The following is a 17405-nucleotide window of genomic DNA, read 5'->3' as shown; positions in this document are numbered from 1 at the left end:
AGATAACAGGGCGCGGCCATTCAGGCCAGCGATTGCGACTCTGCCACCTCGATCAAGCGTCGGACCGCCGGCAGGCTGGCATCCCTGCGCCAGACCAGCATCAGTGGCAGCACTATATCCAGATCCTCCAGAGGAAAGCTGACCACGCCTTCCGGCGCCCCGGCCATGGTCATTTCCGGCAATATCGTGCAGCCCATGCCCGCCGCCACCAGGCACAGCATGGTGGCGTTGTCGGTGCCTTCCTGCACCACGTGGGGGGTGAAGCCACGTCGCTGAAAGGCATGGATCAGCTTGTCGTGATAGACCGGTGTCGCGCTACGCTCGAACCAGATGAAGTCTTCACCGGCCAGGTCCGCCAGTCGAGAGGGGGGATGCTGCGCCAGGCGTGATCCTTCGCTGGCTACCAGCACAAGACGGTCTTCATAGAGGCAGTGGCTGTCGAGCTGATCATCATCGTCAGGGGGAAAGAACAGCATCCCCGCATCCAGCTGATGATGGCGCAGCGCCTCCACCTGGGGCGCGGACAGCAGCGACTGTACCTTGAGGCTGACGTCCGGGTAACGCTGGCGATACCCGTTGAGCAGCTTGACGATCTGGGGCACCCACAGGTGCATGACGGTGACGCCCAGACGCAGCTGTCCGAGCTGTCCATCGGCAATCCGACGAGCATCGAGCTTGGCGGTCTCGAACTCTCGCAACAGTCGTCGCGCTTCGCCGTGAAAGGCAACCCCCGCAGCGGTCAAGCTTACGCCCTGACGTGATCGCTCCAGCAGGGTGGCTCCCACCGACTCCTCCAGCAGCCTGAGCTGGCGGGTCAAGGCCGGCTGGGCCAACGGGATCTTTCTTGCCGCGCTGGAAATCGCGCCCTCCTCGACCACCGTCAGAAAGTAGCGCAGCTGCTTGAAGTCCATGTTCGATCCTTGTTGAGCGGGGCCACCACGCCAGTACCAGGGTTCACCCAAGTCGACGGCTCATACGGCAAATCCATACAATAAAAGCATGGAAATATAAAAATAATAATATTTTATCTATGACACACCGCCAACCATGATGAAGGACACAATCAACAAGCGTCCGGAATCTCATGACTCAGCCTATCGACCCCACCTTCTTCGACGACCAGCACAGCAGCTTGACCGAACTGCGCCAGCACTTTCATCGGCATCCGGAACTCGGCTTCAAGGAACACGCCACCTCCGCGCGTGTCTGCGATGAGCTGGAGCGGCTCGACATTCCCTTCGACCACGGCCTGGGCGGCACCGGTGTCGTGGCCACCATCAGAGGGCTTGGCCCCGACAACGGTCGCCGTATTGGCCTGCGCGCCGACATGGACGCGCTGCCGATTCAGGAGGCAAGCGACCACGGCCATGTCTCCGAAGTGCCTGGTGTCATGCATGCCTGCGGCCACGATGGCCACACCACCATGCTGATCGGCGCCGCTCGCTACCTCGCCCGCCACCGCGATTTTTCCGGCACCATCCAGCTGGTGTTCCAACCGGCGGAAGAAGGCCTGGGTGGTGGAAGAGCGATGGTCGAGGAGGGGCTGTTCGAGCGCTTCCCCATGGATGCGATCTACGGCCTGCACAACTGGCCGGCTCTGCCCCGGGGGCAGGTGGCGATTCGCCCGGGCCCGATCATGGCCGCCACCGATCGCCTGGATATCTGCATCCGCGGCAAGGGCGGCCACGGCGGGGTGAACCCTCACCTTTCTACCGACCCGGTCAGGATGGCCGGCGCTCTGATCCAGGCCCTGCACAGCGTGGTCTCGCGCGATGCCGACCCACTGTCTCCAGCGGCACTGAGCCTGTGCGGCATCAAGGGAGGTGAACTCGAAGGCTTCGCCATCATTCCCGACGAGGTCCGACTGAGCGGCACGGTGCGAACCCTCGACAGCGCTACCCAGGATCGCATCGCCGAGGCCATCCAGCGCACCTGCGATGGTGTGGCGGCGACCTACGGCGGCGAGATCGAGGTCGATCACCAGCGCATCTTTCCGGCCACGGTCAATCACCCGGCGGCGACCGACCACGTCATCGCCACCGCGAAGGAACTGCTGGGCGAGACCGCACTGGAGCGCGACGTGAATCCCAGCCTTGGCGGTGAAGACTTCGCCTTTATGCTCGAAAAGTGCCCGGGAGCCTACTTCTTCCTCGGCAGCGCCGAATCGGACACCACCCCGCCGCTTCATAACGCTCGCTACGACTTCAACGACGCCATCATTCCCGTAGGCAGCCGACTGCTGGTTGCCATCGCTCTTGGCGCCTTGAACGACCATCGCTGAGGCGATGCCGACAACGACCACACTCAACAACAAGAGGTCTTCCCATGAACCACCAAAAAGGCATGCCTTCCAAGGGCCTGCTGATCTACTTCGTGCTGTGCACCCTGGCCATGGTGTGGCCGGGTGCGCTGATCGCCAATCGCATCGATCCGATGATGCTCGGCATGCCGTTCTTCATGTTCTGGTACGTGGCCTGGGTCTTCGCCCTGTTCGTGGGCCTGTTGATCGCCTATCGCAAGGATACCGGCGAGGAGGCAGACCATGAGTGATTCTCTGCTGATCACCGCCATGACGGTGGGCTATCTGGTCATCGTGCTGCTGGTGGGCCTGCGCGCAAGGCGTGGCCAGGGCTCCTCGCTGGAAGGCTACGTGGCGGGCGGTCGCCATATGGGCCTGCTGGTGCTGTTCTTCATCCTCGGTGCCGAAATCTTCTCCGCCTTTGCCTTCCTCGGTGCACCTGGCTGGGCCTACAGCAAGGGCGCCCCGGCGTTCTATATCATCGCCTACCTGACGCTGGCGGTGATCGTGTGGTGGCTGATCGCGCCGCATATCTCGCGACTGGGTCGCCGCCACGGCTTTCTAACCCAGGCCGAGTTTCTGTCGGCCTGCTACCCCACTCCAAAGAATGTGCTGGGCCTGGTCATCGGTGTCGTCAGCGTGCTGGCGATGATTCCCTACCTGACGATCCAGATCGCTGGCGCCGGCATGCTGTTCGAAGCGGCGACCTCCGGCACCATCCCGTTCTGGCTGGGCAGTCTGCTGGCCTGCGGCGTGGTGGCCGCCTACGTCTACGCCAGCGGCCTTCAGGGCATCGGCTGGACCAACCTGATGCAGGGCCTGATGATGGTCGTCATCGCCTGGGCACTGGGGCTGACCACGGCCGAGCAGTTCTTCGGTGGCGTCGGTGAAATGTTCCAGCAGATCAAGGACCAGGCGCCGGAATACCTGACCATGCCCGGCGCCACCGGGATGGGCTGGGGCGCCTTCTCCACTGCGGTGCTGGTCAGCGCGCTGGGCTGCGTGATGTGGCCTCACATCTTCATGAAGTTCTACAGCGCCAAGGACGTCAGGACGCTCAAGCGTGTCTTTGTGCTCTACCCTCTCTACAGCTACCTGCTGGTACCGCTGCTGATCATCGGCTTCGCCGGCATCGTGCTGCTCGCCGACACGCCACTGGATTCGCCTGACCGGGTGCTGCTGACCATCGTGGTGGAACTCGCCGACCTGCCCGCCTGGGTGATCGGACTGGCACTGTCCGGCGCCTTGGCGGCAGCCATGTCGACCGCCGCCAACCTGGCTCACACCTCGGCCACCATCCTGGTACGTGACGTGGTCCAGTTCACGCCCAGGATGCGCGCCCTGCCCGAGCACAAGGCGCTGTCACTGACGCGCTACGGGGTCATCGCGATATCGCTGATGGCGTACCTGCTGGCACTGGCCAACCCCGGCTCGCTGGTCAGCCTGCTGCTCGGAGCCTACGGCATTATTGTGCAACTGCTGCCGATGCTGCTGGGTGCCCTGTTCTGGCGTCGCGCGTCCCAGACCGCGGCCTTTATCGGGCTGAGTGTCGGCGCCGTCATCACCCTGCTGCTGCAATTCGGCATCGATGCGCCTTTCGGCTGGCACCCGGGCTTCTGCGGGTTGGTGGTCAACTCGGCGATCTTTGTCGTCATCAGCCTGATGCGCAAGTCGCGCGAGTCTCGCTCGCCGGTCGAGTGCCTGTCACCCCAGGTCTGATAGACCCTCGTCGATGACCTGCTCCAATCGCCAGCGGCCCGATACCGGGCCGCTGGTGTCGTGTCAGGTGACGCTGTCGCCCCCCGTGGCCACCCTCGCGTGTCTTCTCGTTTGCCCTCGTGGTCAGCCCCATCATTGATTTTATAGACACCTGGTCTAAAATCATTGCATGACCAATCCGACGATAGCCAGGCGCCGGGGGCGACCGCCGAAGACCGACTACAGCGTCGGCGCCACCCAGGGCGACGCCAGAGCGGCGCTGATCGCCAGCGGCCTCGAGACCCTGACCGAACACGGCTTTCTGAGCGCGGGGCTCGATGGCATGCTCAAGCGTGCCGGGGTGCCCAAGGGTTCCTTCTATCACTACTTTGCCAGCAAGGAAGCCTTCGGCCAGGCGGTGCTCGAGCGCTACGGGCGCTATTTTGCCGACAAGCTCGACCGCCATCTGCAAGACGATTCCCGGCCACCGCTCGAGCGCGTGCAGGCCTTTGTCGACGATGCCAAGGCCGGCATGGCACGCCACGACTATCGCCGTGGCTGTCTGGTAGGCAATCTCGGTCAGGAGGCGGCTGGCTTGCCGCCGGACTACCGCGAGCGGCTGATCGCCACGCTCGCCGACTGGCAACGACGTCTCGCCGCTTGCCTGGAAGAAGCCCGCCACCACGGCGATATCGCCTCCGACAGGGACCCTGACCGGCTGGCCGAGGCCTTCTGGATCGGCTGGGAGGGCGCCATCATGCGCGCCAGACTGGAACGCAGCCCGCGCCCGATCGATGTGTTCACCGACAGCTTCTTTTCGGGCCTGACACCCAACGCCAGGGTCGTCCGTCGCCATGAACTGAACTAAGCCTACCTGACTTGACAATAGTCCGACACTGAACCGAGAGCCCGCTCCTGCGGGGTCGTATACGGCGCCCTGATACTGCTTGCGCCAATTTATAGACAAACCGTCTAAAAAGGAGACCGCCATGTTCGACGCCATCGTGATCCGCAAGGAAGGCGACACTCAGAAGGCCGCCATCGAGGCACTTGATGACCAGGCCCTGCCCGAGGGCGACGTGACCGTGAACGTCGACTACAGCACCCTGAACTACAAGGACGGGCTGGCCATCACCGGCAAGGGCCCGGTGGTCAAGTCCTTCCCCATGGTCCCGGGCATCGACCTTGCCGGCGTGGTGGAAGCCTCGCAGCACCAGGACTTCCAGCCGGGTGACCGGGTGGTCCTGAACGGCTGGGGCGTCGGCGAGAAGCACTGGGGCGGGCTGGCCCAGAAGGCTAGGCTGAACGGCGACTGGCTGATCCCGCTGCCCGAAGCCTTCAGCACCAGAAACGCCATGGCCATCGGCACCGCCGGCTACACCGCCATGCTCTCGGTGCTGGCGCTGGAGCGCCACGGGGTGACCCCGGACCAGGGCGAGGTGCTGGTCACCGGCGCCAGCGGTGGCGTCGGCAGCTTTGCCATCACCCTGCTGGCCAAGCTGGGCTACGAAGTCGTTGCCTCCACCGGCAAGGTCGAGGAGGCGGACTATCTGAAGGCACTGGGCGCCACCTCGATCATCGACCGCAGCGAGCTCGAACAGCCCGGAAAGCCCCTGGCCAGGGAACGCTGGGCGGGTGCCGTCGACAGCGTCGGCAGCCACACCCTGGTCAATGTGCTGGCCTCGACCCGCTACGGCGGCACGGTGACCTCCTGCGGCCTGGCCCAGGGCATGGACCTTCCCGCCACGGTGATGCCCTTCATCCTGCGCGGCGTGACCCTGGCCGGCATCGACAGCGTGATGCAGCCCAGAGAAGTTCGCCTGGAAGCCTGGCAGCGCCTGGCCGAGCTGATGCCTGAAGAGCGTCTCGACGACATCGCCAGCGAGATCCCGCTGAGCGAGGCCATCACCACCGCAGAGCGCCTGATGGAAGGTAAGGTCAGAGGCCGCGTGGTGGTCGCCACCCGCTAGGCCCGATGACACGTGCCCTGCTGGCCGTCGCCGGCAGGGCGCCTGATGTTGCTTTCCTCGGCGCTTTCTCGGGCCTTACCTGGCGCTGTCATGGCTTCCTGCCGGCTCGCATACAGGCACCAGCACACCGCCACATATTCCATATGCGGAATTTTATTTCTACATAGGGAATTTTCTTGACGCCCTCAGGGTCGCTTCCTAGGCTGGTTTGAACTTGACGAGGAATCAGCCATGAGCACCGATGGGAACTTCATCAACAACGACTTTGTCAGCGCTCCCCAGGCCAGCATGATCCCGGTCTACTGCCCCGCCACGGGAGCGATGGTGGGCGAGGTACAGGCCGCCACCAACGCCCAGGCGATGGAAGCTGTCGAGGTCGCGGCCAGGGCCCAGAAGCACTGGCGCAGGCTGACCAGTGCCGAGCGGGCGGTACATATGCAGCGCCTGGCCGACGCCCTGATGGAGCGTCGCGAGGCCATTGGGCGGGCGCTGGCCGAAGAGTCGGGCAAGAGCCTCGAGGACGCCACCAACGAGGCGGTATACGCGGCCGATATCACCCGCTACCACGCCGAATGGGCGCGACGGATCGAGGGCGATATCGTGCCCAGCGACACCCCAGACGAGAGCCTGCTGCTCACTCGGGAGCCGATCGGCGTGGTGGCCTGCCTGATTCCCTTCAACTACCCCGTCTTCACCCTGCTGCGCAAGATTGCACCGGCGATGATCACCGGCAACAGCGTGATCGTGCGCCCGAGCAACAACACTCCGCGTTCGGCCTTCGAAATTGCCCGGGCCGTCCAGGCGGCCGAGATCCCGCCGGGGGTGATCAACATCCTGAGCATGGACCACGCCACCGCCGAGGCCGTGTGTACCCATCCAAGGGTCGGCATGATCACCCTCACCGGCAGCGTCGGCGCTGGCCGCAAGGTGCTGGAGTACTCCCAGGTCAATATCGCCAAGTCGTCGCTGGAACTGGGTGGCAAGTCACCGGCCATCGTCGAGCCCGACGCCGACCTCGAGCAGGCCGCCCGTCAGATCGTGGCCTCCAAGACCACCAACTGCGGCCAGCTGTGTACCGCCATCGAGCGGGTCTACGTGCATCGGTCCATCGCCGAGCCCTTCATCGCCCTGCTCAAGGCCAACATGGAGGCCTGCACCTTCGGCAATCGTGCCGAGGCCCCTAGCCACATGGGCCCCCTGATCAACGAGAACACCCGCCTCAATGTCCACCAGATGGTCGAACGTGCCATCGACGACGGCGCCACCCTGGCCACCGGCGGCGCGATTCCCCCTGGCCCCGGACACTTCTACCCGCCGACCCTGCTGACCGACTGCCGCCAGGACATGGAGATCGTCCAGGAAGAGATCTTCGGACCGGTACTGCCGGTGCTGACCTACGCCGATGTGGATGAAGCCCTGGCGCTGGCCAACGACCACCAGTTCGGCCTTGCCTCGGTGGTGTTCACCGAGAACTACCGCACCGCCATGAAGGTGGCACACAACATCGAGGCAGGCGAGGTCTACATCAATCGCACCCCATCGGACCCCTACCAGGGCTACCACGCCGGCTGGAAGCGTTCGGGCCTCGGTGGCGACGACGGCAAGCACGGCATGCTGGACTACACCCAGACCCGGCTGGTGGTATTGAACTACTGACGCCATCCCGCGCCACCCCACACCCAAGCCCATCACCGCCGCGTCTGCGCCTGGCGGCCGGCTAGCTTGCTGCCCTTTTCAGAGGACTCGCTGTTCATGAAAGTCGTCAGTTGTGAAAGCCATGTGGTCGCCACACCTCCGCCCCACATCGGCGGCATGTACTGGATCTTCGTCAAACTGGGAACCGCCTGTAGCATCGAGGGCGTCGGCGAGGTCTATGCGGCGACCTTCCACCCGCAAGTGGTGGTCGCCGCCATCGAGGACGTGTTCGAGCGCTACCTGAAGGGACGGGATCCCCACCATCTGGAACGGCTGTATCGCGAGACCTACTCGAGCGGCTTCACCCAGCGCCCGGACCTGACCATGATGGGGGTGCTCAGCGGCCTCGAGATGGCCTGCTGGGACATCGTCGGCAAGGCGGCCGGCCAGCCGGTACATGCACTGATCGGCGGCAAGCTCCACGACCGGCTGCGCTCCTACACCTATCTCTACCCCCGGGCCCCCGGCGGCGACTATGACTACGACAATGTCGAGCTGGCGGTGGAGTGCGCCCTGGAGCAGAAGGCCCTCGGCTTTACCGCGCTCAAGTTCGATCCGGCGGGCCCCTACACCGCCTACTGCGGGCATATGCTGTCACTGGAGGCGCTGGAAAAGAGCGCAACCTTCTGCCAGCGCATCCGTGAGGCGGTCGGCAACGGCTGCGACCTGCTGTTCGGTACCCACGGCCAGATGACGCCGGCCTCGGCGATCCGCCTGGCCAAGCGCCTCGAACCCTTTGACCCGCTGTGGTTCGAGGAGCCGGTGCCACCCGGCCAGAGCGAGGCCATGGCCAGAGTCGCTGACCATACCTCCATCCCGGTGGCCACCGGTGAGCGGCTGACCACCAAGTACGAGTTCCATGACCTGCTGCGCCACCAGGCCGCCTCGATCCTGCAGATGAACCTTGGCCGGGTCGGCGGCATCCTCGAAGGCAAGAAGATCGCCGCCCTGGCCGAGGTCCACTACGCCCAGATAGCGCCCCACCTGTACAACGGCCCGGTGGGTGCGGCGGCCAGCATTCAGCTCGCCGCCACCACACCCAACTTCCTGATCCAGGAGAGCATCGGCACCTGGGACGGCTTCCACGCCGAGGTGCTCGAAGCCAAGATCGAGTGGAGTGACGGCTTTATCATTCCCTCCGATCGACCGGGGCTCGGGGTGGAACTGGACATGGCGGTGGTCAGGGCCCACTCACCCTACACCGGCAAGCGCCTGCACCTGAGCATGGACGCCACGCCCTACGACGTCGTCCAGCAGTCCTGCACCCGCTGGAAGACCCGACCGGAGGCCTGAGGCGATGGACTACGACTTCATCATCGTCGGTGCAGGTTCCGCAGGCTGCGTGCTGGCCCACCGGCTGAGTGCCAGCGGACGCCACAAGGTACTGATCGTCGAGGCCGGCGGCCGTGACAGTTCCCCCTGGCTTCGGGTGCCGGTGGGCTTTGCCAAGACCTACTATCACCCCGGCTACAACTACATGTACTACAGCGCCGAGGAGCCGGCGTTGGCCAACCGGCGGATCTACACACCCCGGGGCAAGGTCCAGGGAGGATCGGGCTCGATCAACGCCATGATCTATGTGCGAGGCCAGCCATCGGACTTCGATGACTGGGAGCGCGCGGGTAACCCGGGGTGGGGCTACCAGGCGCTGTTGCCCTATTTCAGGAAACTCGAGCAGCACCCTGCAGGCGATACCGAATTCCACTCGAGCCAGGGACTGATCGGCATCACCCCGCTGAAGGAAATCGCCCATCCGATCTGCCAGTCCTACCTCAGGGCTGCCGATGAACTCGGCTACCCGCTCAATGACGACTTCAATGGCCCCTCCATCGAAGGTGCCGGTCTCTATGAGACGAACATCCGCCGAGGCCGTCGCGATTCCAGCAACACCGCCTACCTGAAGCCGGCGCTCGAGCGCTCCAATCTCACCCTCAAGCACGTCAGCCAGGTTCAACGGGTACTGTTCGACGATCAGCGTCGCGCCAGCGGCATTGAATACCGAGAGCAGGGCCAGTTGAAGACCCTGCGCGCACGCCGCGAGGTGATCGTCTGCGCCGGTGCGGTGGACTCGCCAAAGCTGCTGATGCTATCGGGGCTCGGGGACAGCGAGAAGCTGCGACAACACGGGATCGCAGCGCTCCAGCAGCTACCCGGCGTGGGCCGAAACCTGCAGGATCACCTGGCCGTCAGCTACTTCTATCGCGCCAACTGCCGGACCCTGAACGACGACTTCAACTCTCTGCCCGGCCTGACCAGGGCAACGATGAGGTACCTGATCAATCGCAGCGGCCCGCTGGCGATGAGCGTCAACCAGGCCGGAGGCTTCTTTCGCGGCCATGCCGACGAATCCGCGCCCAATATCCAGCTCTACTTCAACCCGCTGTCCTATCGCATCCCGGCACCGCCGGACACGACACTGACCGCGGATGCCTACTCCGGCTTCCTGCTGGCCTTCAATTCCTGCCGTCCCGACAGTCGTGGCACCATCGAGCTGGCCAGCGCCGATGCCAATGAGCCGGCGGTGATCCGGCCGAACTATCTGGGAACCCGACGAGATCAGGACGAGGCCATTCAGGGCAGCCGGCTCATTCGCGCGCTGGCAGAAACGGCGGCCCTGGGTGCCGTCATCGACGCCGAGGTCACCCCGGCGGATACCGTCCACGATGACCAAAGCATGTTAGAGTACTTTCGCGCCAACGCAGGCTCCATCTATCATCTGTGCGGTACCTGCGCCATGGGGCCCGACACTCGCGAGGCGGTGGTCGATGGCAGTCTCAGGGTGCATGGCGTGTCGGGGCTCAGGGTCATCGACGCCTCGATCTTTCCCAACATCACCTCGGCTAACCTCAATGCACCGGTGATGATGGTGGCGGAAAAGGGGGCCGACCTGATCCTTCAGGACCACCCGATCTGAACGACGCCCAGGAGCCACATCGCCCCTGAGTCTGACCGGACGAGTCATCTGCATTCGTCCTCGCATTCGCGTTTTGGAGACCGCGGCTGATCATGAATTCGGAAAGGACCTCGGAAAAGACCAAGGCTCCGGCGGTCGATCATAGCGTCATGATCCTGGACCTGCTGGCGGCCACCAGCTATCCCATGACGCTTTCGGAAATCTGTGACGCTACCGGTATCTCGCCGGCCACCGGTCACCGTGTCATCAACGCCCTGCTTCACCACCATCTGGTGGCCCAGGATCCAAGCCGCAAGAAGTCCTACTGCATCGGCTCACGCATCTTCCAGATATCCTCCACCATCTATAACAAGCAGAGCCTGATACCCTACTTCTATCCGATCGCGGAAATCCTGAAAAACGAAATCCACAAGACCATCTTTCTGTGCGTGCCCATCGGCAACAAGGTGGTGGTGGTGTCCAAGATCGACGGTGCCAGCGGCGCAAGCTTCAACCTTTACGTCGGCAAGACCATGGCGCTGCACGAAGCCGCCAGTGGCAAGATCATCCTGGCGATGCGCGACGAGGACTCCTGGCAGGGCTATCTCGCCGACGAGCTTGGTCTTGCTCCAGAGAACAAGGGAGTGAAAGGCGTCATGGCGGAACTGGGGCGGGCCCATCGGCTCGGTTACGCCACCTCCAACGGCGCGCCCGAGCAGGGCGTCAGCTGCATCGCCGCCCCGGTGCTCAACCTGCGCAACGAGCCCATCGCAGCGATCAGCGCCGCCATCAGCAGCGACACCCTGAGCCCCCAGGAGGCGCGCCGCTACTCCAAGAACCTGGTGCAGGCCGCGCGCCAGCTGTCGTCCCGCGTTGTCTGACGTCCCGCGTCATCGGACATCCACGGCACCGCTGCCGCTGGATCGCCTGCCGCCCTTGAGTGCGCTGAAGGGATTCGAGGCCGCGGCGCGACTATCAAGCCTGCGCGCCGCAGCCGAGGAGCTGCACCTCTCCCACCCCGCCATCGCCAACCAGATACAGCGTCTGGAGCAGAGCCTGGGGACGAAACTGTTCGCCCGCCGGGGTCGGCATATCGAGCTCACCGCATCCGGGCGACGTTTCTACCCTATTGTGCGCGACGCCCTGGAAGCGCTGATCCTGGGCGCCGAAACACTGCGTCGCCAGCCCTGCCTTGAGCCTCTGCGCGTGCAGGTCTACGTAACCACCTCGATCCGCTGGCTGGCCCCACGACTGGCACAATTTCACCAGCGCTATCCCGAGACCGAACTGAGGATAAAGACCTACAGCCTGGACTGGACCTTCGACAGCGCCCACGCCGATATCGCCATCCTCTTCCGTGATGGCCCACTACCCTCTCGACTTGACTGGACACCGCTGTTTCCCTCGACGCTGCCCCCTGTGTGCAGCCCCTCGCTGGTGATGGGGCATTCGTTGCCGCTATCCCCCGAGGCGCTGCAGGCCTTCCCGCTGATCAGCGTCTACACCGAGAGCTGGAGCTGGCAGGGCTGGTTCGACACCCAGTCGCCTCCTGCCATACGGCCCGCGCCGCCACGCGCCCTTCAGGTCGACACCCTGGCGGCGGCGCTCGAGATGGCCGCCCGAGGTGAAGGCGTCGCCCTGGTCAATGGCCCCTTCGCCGAGGATGACCTGGCCACGGGCCGGCTGATCAACCCGATGGGCAAGGTACAGCCCGCCAGCGGCGAATGGGGCATCGCCTCCCCCTCCCATCTGGCCGACGATCCGCGAGTGGAGGCCTTCAGCACCTGGCTGCTGAGTCAGCGGGACTGAGTCGCCTTCACTCAACAAAAGTGACCAATCACCAAGAAAAGATGAATTGTCGTCTGCCCCCGCCGTGCCTAGCGTGAAGCCTACCTGCAGCACTTCATCCGCCCCCGCGCAAGGATGTCACTGCAAGGTGATCGGCTCACCGGCATGAGATGACCTCCCATGAACATCGGCTTTATCGGACTTGGCAACGTCGGCGGCAAGCTCGCCGGCAGCCTGCTGCGCAACGGCTATCACGTCACGATCCGCGACCTCGACCCCGAGATCACTCGACGCTTCATCGACCAGGGCGCTGCCGCCGCCAGCAGCCCCAGAGCAGTGGCCGAGGCCAGCGACATGATCATCACCTGCCTGCCATCTCCTCGCGCCTGCAGCGCGGTAATGGAAGCCGAGGATGGGGTCATCGCCGGGCTCTCTGCCGGCAAGGTGTGGCTGGAGATGAGCACCACCGATGCACAGGAACTGGTACGCATTGCCGCCAGGGTCGCCGCCACCGGCGCCCTCGCCATGGAGACACCGGTCTCCGGCGGCTGCCACCGCGCCGCCACCGGCAACATTTCGATCTTCGCCGGCGGTGATCGCGACACCTTTGAACGGGTGTTGCCGGTGCTGACCACCCTGGGGCGTCGGGTCCTGCACACCGGACCTCTGGGCACGGCCTCGATGCTCAAGGTACTGACCAACTACCTCGCCACCGCCAACCTGTGTTCGGTGGCCGAGGCCTTGACCGTGGCTCGCAAGGCCGGCCTGGACATGAACACCGCCTTCGAGGCCATCCGTATCTCCTCGGGCAATTCCTTTGTCCACGAGACCGAATCCCAGGTCATTCTCAACGGTAGCCGCGATATCAGCTTCACCATGGATCTGGTGCTCAAGGACGTGGGCCTGTTCGACGCCCTGGCCAGAAGCCTCGAGGTGCCCCTCGAGATATCGCCGCTGCTGCTCGACATCTTTCAGGATGGCCAAGAGCGCTATGGCTCCCGTGAGTGGTCATCCAACATCATCCGGCGCCTCGAGGACGCCTGCGGCGTCGAGGTGCTCGGCGACGGCTTCCCCGCCGAACTGACCGACACCGAGCCGGAAGAGGTCGGCCATGAAGTGGTCGTGCGCGGCAGGTCCGGATAAAGGGCTGCCAGGCTGACCGCGACGGCATACGCCGGTCTTGATCATCATCCGAGCCAACGAGGACCTCGCCATGCACTACAGAGAACACTTCTTTATCGATGGCCGCTGGCACACGCCCAGCGACAGCGAGCGCTTTGGCATCCTCGACCCTGCCACCGAGAATCTGTGCGCCTCGGTGCCAAGAGCGCACCGAGCGGACATCGACGCCGCCGTCGAGGCGGCGCGGCGCGCTCTGCCCGACTGGTCGGCGACCCCCGCCGGGCAACGGCGCGAGATACTTCTCGCCGTCGCCGACGAGATGCAAAGGCGCCACGCAGACCTGGTCGAGGCGCACGTCATCACCCTGGGCTGCCCGGTCCAGATCACACCCGCCATGCACGTGGATGGCCCCATCGAAGGCATGCGCTACTACGCCGAGCGGGCCTTGCGTTCCGAAGAGATCGAACGCCGCAATGGCGTCGCCATCGTCCGCGAGCCGGTCGGCGTGTGCGCGCTGATCAACCCCTGGAACTACCCACTGCATCAGCTGATCGGCAAGCTGGCCCCGGCCCTGGCGGCAGGCTGTACCGTGGTCACCAAGCCAGCCGAACAGACACCGCTGCAGGACTTCATCATGGCCGAGATCTTTCAGAGCGTCGGCCTCCCCGCCGGGGTCTTCAACCAGGTGACGGGCTCCGGCAACGAGATCGGCCCTCTGCTGGCGAGCCACCCTGGGGTCGACATGGTGTCTTTCACCGGTTCCACCCGCGCCGGTATCGAGGTGGCCATCAACGCCGCCGCCGGGGTCAAGCGAGTGTGCCAGGAGCTGGGGGGTAAGTCGCCGCTGATCATCACCGCGGACGCGGACCTGCCCCGGGCGGTGCGCTTCGGGGTGGAAAACGTGATGGCCAACAGTGGTCAGACCTGCGACGCCTTCACCCGCATGCTGATACCACGTTCTCGTCTGGCCGACGCCGAACGCATCGCCCTGACGGTCGCCCGGGAGCAGGTGGTGGGCGACCCGGCGGACACCGCCACCACCATGGGGCCGCTGGTGTCCCGGCGCCAGCGCGACAGCGTACGCCAATACATTCAGCAGGGTATCGCCGAGGGAGCGCGCTTGATGCTGGGTGGTACCGAGGCCCCTGAGGGGCTGGAGCAGGGCTACTATGTTCGCCCCACCCTCTTCAGCGACGTCAGCAACCACATGGCGATCGCACGCTCAGAAATCTTCGGCCCGGTGCTGTGCCTGATTCCCTACGACGACCTGGAACAGGCCATCGAGATCGCCAACGACACGCCCTATGGGCTGTCTTCCGCCGTCTACGCCGCCAGCGCCGAAGCCGCCCTGCCCATCGCCCGCCGGCTCAAGGCCGGCCAGTGCTACCTGCAAGGGGCGGACTTTTCCTTCGATGCCCCCTTCGGCGGCTACGGCCAATCCGGCCACGGTCGCGAATGGGGCGAAGAGGGCCTGGAGGAATATCTGGAAACCAAGGCCATCCTGGGGGGCTGAGGGCTTGTCACTACGCCTCTCTCTAAAAAGATCTGAACAAGACTTTGCTCAAACTTCTGACATTTGGTCAGGTTTCCACCCAATCGACTCCGTAGCCGTACATGCCAGCCATTAGCCGCCAGGATGATTGCCATCTCCTTCCATTACTGGCTCTCGCCAGTCGGCGGCTGATATCCCATGAACCACCAGCACGACCACAGCTACAAACTGCTGTTCAGCGAACCTAGAGTCATTCGAGACCTCCTGACAGGCTTCATCAAGGAGGACTGGATAGCGCATCTCGACCTCGACTCACTGGAGAAGGTCAGCAGCAGCTTTGTCAGCGACGACCTGCGCGATCGGGAGTCCGACGTCATCTGGCGCGCACGCTTCGGCGATGACTGGATCTACGTCTATCTGTTGATCGAATTCCAGAGCACCATCGATCCCTTCATGGCGCTGCGCATCATGACCTACGTGGGCCTCCTGTATCAGGACCTGATCAAGCAGCAGAAGCTCTCGCCCCACGCCAGGTTGCCCCCGGTGCTGCCCGTCGTGCTCTACAATGGAGAGAAGCGTTGGAACGCCGCCGTCGACGTATCGGACCTCGTTCAGAGCGTGCCCAGGGAGCTGGAGCGATACCGCCCACGAATGCCCTATCTTCTGCTGGACGAAGGCGCCATCGTGGACTCGGAGCATTGGTCGCCGGAGGCACGCAACGTGGTAGCCGCCATATTTCGACTGGAACACCACCGTGGCACCAGGGAGGCGGTCGAACTGATCGGACTGCTGGCAAGATGGCTCGAAGCGCCGGACCAGACTCGTCTGCGCCGTCACTTCGCCATCTGGATCAAACGCGTGCTGCTGCCCAACTGGATACCCGAGAGCGAAGGAACCGAGTGGTAGAATCTCAACGAACTCAATGAGGTACACAACATGCTGGCCGAGCGTGCAAAACGATGGCCCGAGCAGTGGAAGCAACAGGGTCTTGAAGAAGGCCGCCAGGAAGGCCGCAAGCAAGGGCGTCAGGAAGGACGCGAGGAAGGCCGTGAGGAAGGACGTGAGGAAGGCCGCAAGCAAGGACTGCAGGAGGGCGAACAAAAGGGCGAACAGAAGGGTGAACAGAAGGCTCGCCTGGAGGTCGCCCGCAACATGATCGAGCGGACTCAGCTGGACGACCAGACGGTGGCGGATCTGTCGGGGCTGGACATCGCGCAGGTCAGCACGCTGAGAGACGAACTCAAACGCTAGGTGTGAAAACCCGCCAGGTTGTTCACGGAACGGGCCAGCCGGCCAACGCGAGACTGATCATTCAGGAAGGCATGTGGTCGGTGCCAGTTGTCCTGATGAAGCCAGGCGCGCAGCTGCTGGCCTCACTCCTCCGAGCTCCGTAAAACCAGGGATAGGCCCACTCGCGCTTGAGAATACGTGCCACCGTGCTTTAGGCGCTGTCCGAAAAGTCGACGAGCGAAGGTTAGACAAGGCAAAAATCGGTGAGAAAGCGCAGTTTACGGGGTGTAAATGAGCATTTTGACCGGGCTGGCGCACCAGCCGATTTTTAACGCCGTATTACCGAGCGCAGGCACTTTTCAGACAAGCCCTAGCCAATCCCCAGCGCCTGGGCAATCTGCCAATAGGTCTAGCGTTGCCGGCAGCGCTCGGCGATCTGTTCCACCGTCGTTGCGTCTGATGCCAAAGCACTTCGAGCAGGGCGTGCGCGGACGCTGTTTCCGAGTACACTGCCTTCAATGCGGTTTTTCCTAGAACCGAGGTTGATCCGCGACCCGACACCTAGCGCCTGTGGCGGCCCTTCCATGTATCCAGCCATCGGCGCAGACGGTGCCAACGATGATTTACAGCTTCACCAGCACTATCGAGGCCACCTTCGACTTCCTCCATCACCGGGTCGAGATGACGCCGCCTGAAGCGCACCCAGGCTCGCCACAAGAAAGCGACAGCGCTTCCCATCAGCACCAGAAAACCGTATGTAAACCAATTGAATGGCTTGTCATTCGGGCCCTCGACCGACTCAATCGAGACAGCATTAGGAAAGATGGAAAAGAATTGGTTGCGCCAACCGTAATGCATGATAGAAACCCATTGAGGATCCGCCCGTGTCGAAATCCGGTCACTGGCCTCCGTATAAAGATTTGCGGTATCGAACTTGAAGTAAGGTGGCCAGCTCCAGCCGGTATCCTCATTGCGATAGACGATCGCTTTACCACTGGGGAAAACTGCTTGTATGAACTGAACATCACGATTTTCCAGCGTATTGGTCAAATCATCCGGATCAGACCAAAAGATGCGCGTCCAATCATTGATATCCTGTCGCTTCTCGTAGGTATCGACGATACGAACGACGTCATACTGGGGAAGGCTATAATGCATGACCGCTCCGACCATCAGCCAGAAAACACCCCAGAAACTCCACTTCACGATTGCCATTGA

General features: G+C 63.5%; 16 protein-coding genes. 14 read left to right on the top strand and 2 right to left on the bottom strand.

The window, feature by feature from the left end:
* Positions 1 to 20: 20 nt before the first annotated feature.
* Positions 21 to 911 (bottom strand): LysR family transcriptional regulator, encoded by an 891-nt coding sequence (locus tag NFI08_RS08095; RefSeq protein WP_045992614.1) that lies wholly within the window; start codon positions 909 to 911, stop codon positions 21 to 23.
* Between the two features lie 173 nt (positions 912 to 1084).
* Here NFI08_RS08095 and NFI08_RS08090 point away from each other — a divergent pair, with 173 nt between their 5' ends.
* From NFI08_RS08090 to NFI08_RS08025, 14 genes are all read left to right on the top strand, one after another.
* Positions 1085 to 2281, top strand: a complete 1197-nt coding sequence (locus NFI08_RS08090) for a M20 aminoacylase family protein (RefSeq protein WP_349588502.1) — start codon at positions 1085 to 1087, stop codon at positions 2279 to 2281.
* 44 nt (positions 2282 to 2325) lie between these two features.
* A complete protein-coding gene (locus tag NFI08_RS08085) occupies positions 2326 to 2550 on the top strand; it encodes a DUF3311 domain-containing protein (RefSeq protein WP_349588499.1) in 225 nt (74 codons plus the stop codon).
* On the top strand, positions 2543 to 4018 hold the full coding sequence (locus NFI08_RS08080; RefSeq protein WP_045992611.1) for a sodium:solute symporter family protein: 1476 nt from the start codon (positions 2543 to 2545) through the stop codon (positions 4016 to 4018). The genes NFI08_RS08085 and NFI08_RS08080 overlap by 8 nt, the downstream gene beginning before the upstream one ends.
* Before the next feature lie 169 nt (positions 4019 to 4187).
* A complete protein-coding gene (gene acuR, locus NFI08_RS08075) occupies positions 4188 to 4865 on the top strand; it encodes an acrylate utilization transcriptional regulator AcuR (RefSeq protein ID WP_349588496.1) in 678 nt (225 codons plus the stop codon).
* Positions 4866 to 4986: 121 nt separating this feature from the next.
* A complete protein-coding gene (acuI, locus tag NFI08_RS08070) occupies positions 4987 to 5967 on the top strand; it encodes an acrylyl-CoA reductase (NADPH) (protein WP_108448405.1) in 981 nt (326 codons plus the stop codon).
* Positions 5968 to 6198: 231 nt separating this feature from the next.
* Entirely contained in the window at positions 6199 to 7623 is a 1425-nt protein-coding gene (aldA, locus tag NFI08_RS08065) for an aldehyde dehydrogenase (RefSeq protein ID WP_349588493.1), read from the top strand.
* A gap of 96 nt (positions 7624 to 7719) precedes the next feature.
* Positions 7720 to 8955: a mandelate racemase/muconate lactonizing enzyme family protein gene (locus tag NFI08_RS08060; RefSeq protein WP_349588490.1), complete on the top strand. Its 1236-nt coding sequence runs from the start codon at positions 7720 to 7722 to the stop codon at positions 8953 to 8955.
* Positions 8956 to 8959: 4 nt separating this feature from the next.
* Positions 8960 to 10576 (top strand): GMC family oxidoreductase, encoded by a 1617-nt coding sequence (locus tag NFI08_RS08055; protein WP_349588487.1) that lies wholly within the window; start codon positions 8960 to 8962, stop codon positions 10574 to 10576.
* A gap of 92 nt (positions 10577 to 10668) precedes the next feature.
* A complete protein-coding gene (locus NFI08_RS08050) occupies positions 10669 to 11436 on the top strand; it encodes an IclR family transcriptional regulator (protein ID WP_349588484.1) in 768 nt (255 codons plus the stop codon).
* Positions 11429 to 12364 carry a LysR substrate-binding domain-containing protein gene (locus NFI08_RS08045; RefSeq protein WP_349588481.1) on the top strand — a complete coding sequence of 312 codons (936 nt, stop codon included), beginning with the start codon at positions 11429 to 11431 and terminating at the stop codon, positions 12362 to 12364. The genes NFI08_RS08050 and NFI08_RS08045 overlap by 8 nt, the downstream gene beginning before the upstream one ends.
* A gap of 159 nt (positions 12365 to 12523) precedes the next feature.
* The gene (locus NFI08_RS08040; protein ID WP_348827467.1) at positions 12524 to 13486 is read left to right on the top strand and encodes an NAD(P)-dependent oxidoreductase; all 963 of its coding nucleotides are present in this window, start codon (positions 12524 to 12526) and stop codon (positions 13484 to 13486) included.
* Positions 13487 to 13556: 70 nt separating this feature from the next.
* Positions 13557 to 14978, top strand: coding sequence for an aldehyde dehydrogenase family protein (locus tag NFI08_RS08035; protein ID WP_349588477.1), 1422 nt, complete (start codon positions 13557 to 13559; stop codon positions 14976 to 14978).
* A 177-nt stretch (positions 14979 to 15155) separates the two neighbouring features.
* Complete coding sequence (locus tag NFI08_RS08030) at positions 15156 to 15863, top strand: Rpn family recombination-promoting nuclease/putative transposase (RefSeq protein ID WP_349588474.1); 708 nt, start codon at positions 15156 to 15158, stop codon at positions 15861 to 15863.
* 30 nt (positions 15864 to 15893) lie between these two features.
* Entirely contained in the window at positions 15894 to 16208 is a 315-nt protein-coding gene (locus tag NFI08_RS08025) for an RpnC/YadD family protein (RefSeq protein WP_349588471.1), read from the top strand.
* A 540-nt stretch (positions 16209 to 16748) separates the two neighbouring features.
* On the opposite strand, the gene NFI08_RS08020 is transcribed toward NFI08_RS08025, so the two are convergent.
* Positions 16749 to 17402 carry a DUF1523 family protein gene (locus NFI08_RS08020; RefSeq protein WP_349588468.1) on the bottom strand — a complete coding sequence of 218 codons (654 nt, stop codon included), beginning with the start codon at positions 17400 to 17402 and terminating at the stop codon, positions 16749 to 16751.
* Positions 17403 to 17405: the final 3 nt, after the last annotated feature.

This window comes from Halomonas sp. EF61 (genome assembly GCF_040147045.1).
Taxonomy (GTDB): Bacteria; Pseudomonadota; Gammaproteobacteria; order Pseudomonadales; family Halomonadaceae; genus Halomonas; species Halomonas litopenaei.
Note: the sequence above shows the minus strand (reverse complement) of the source record. Positions and strands in the feature narration are given on the sequence as shown.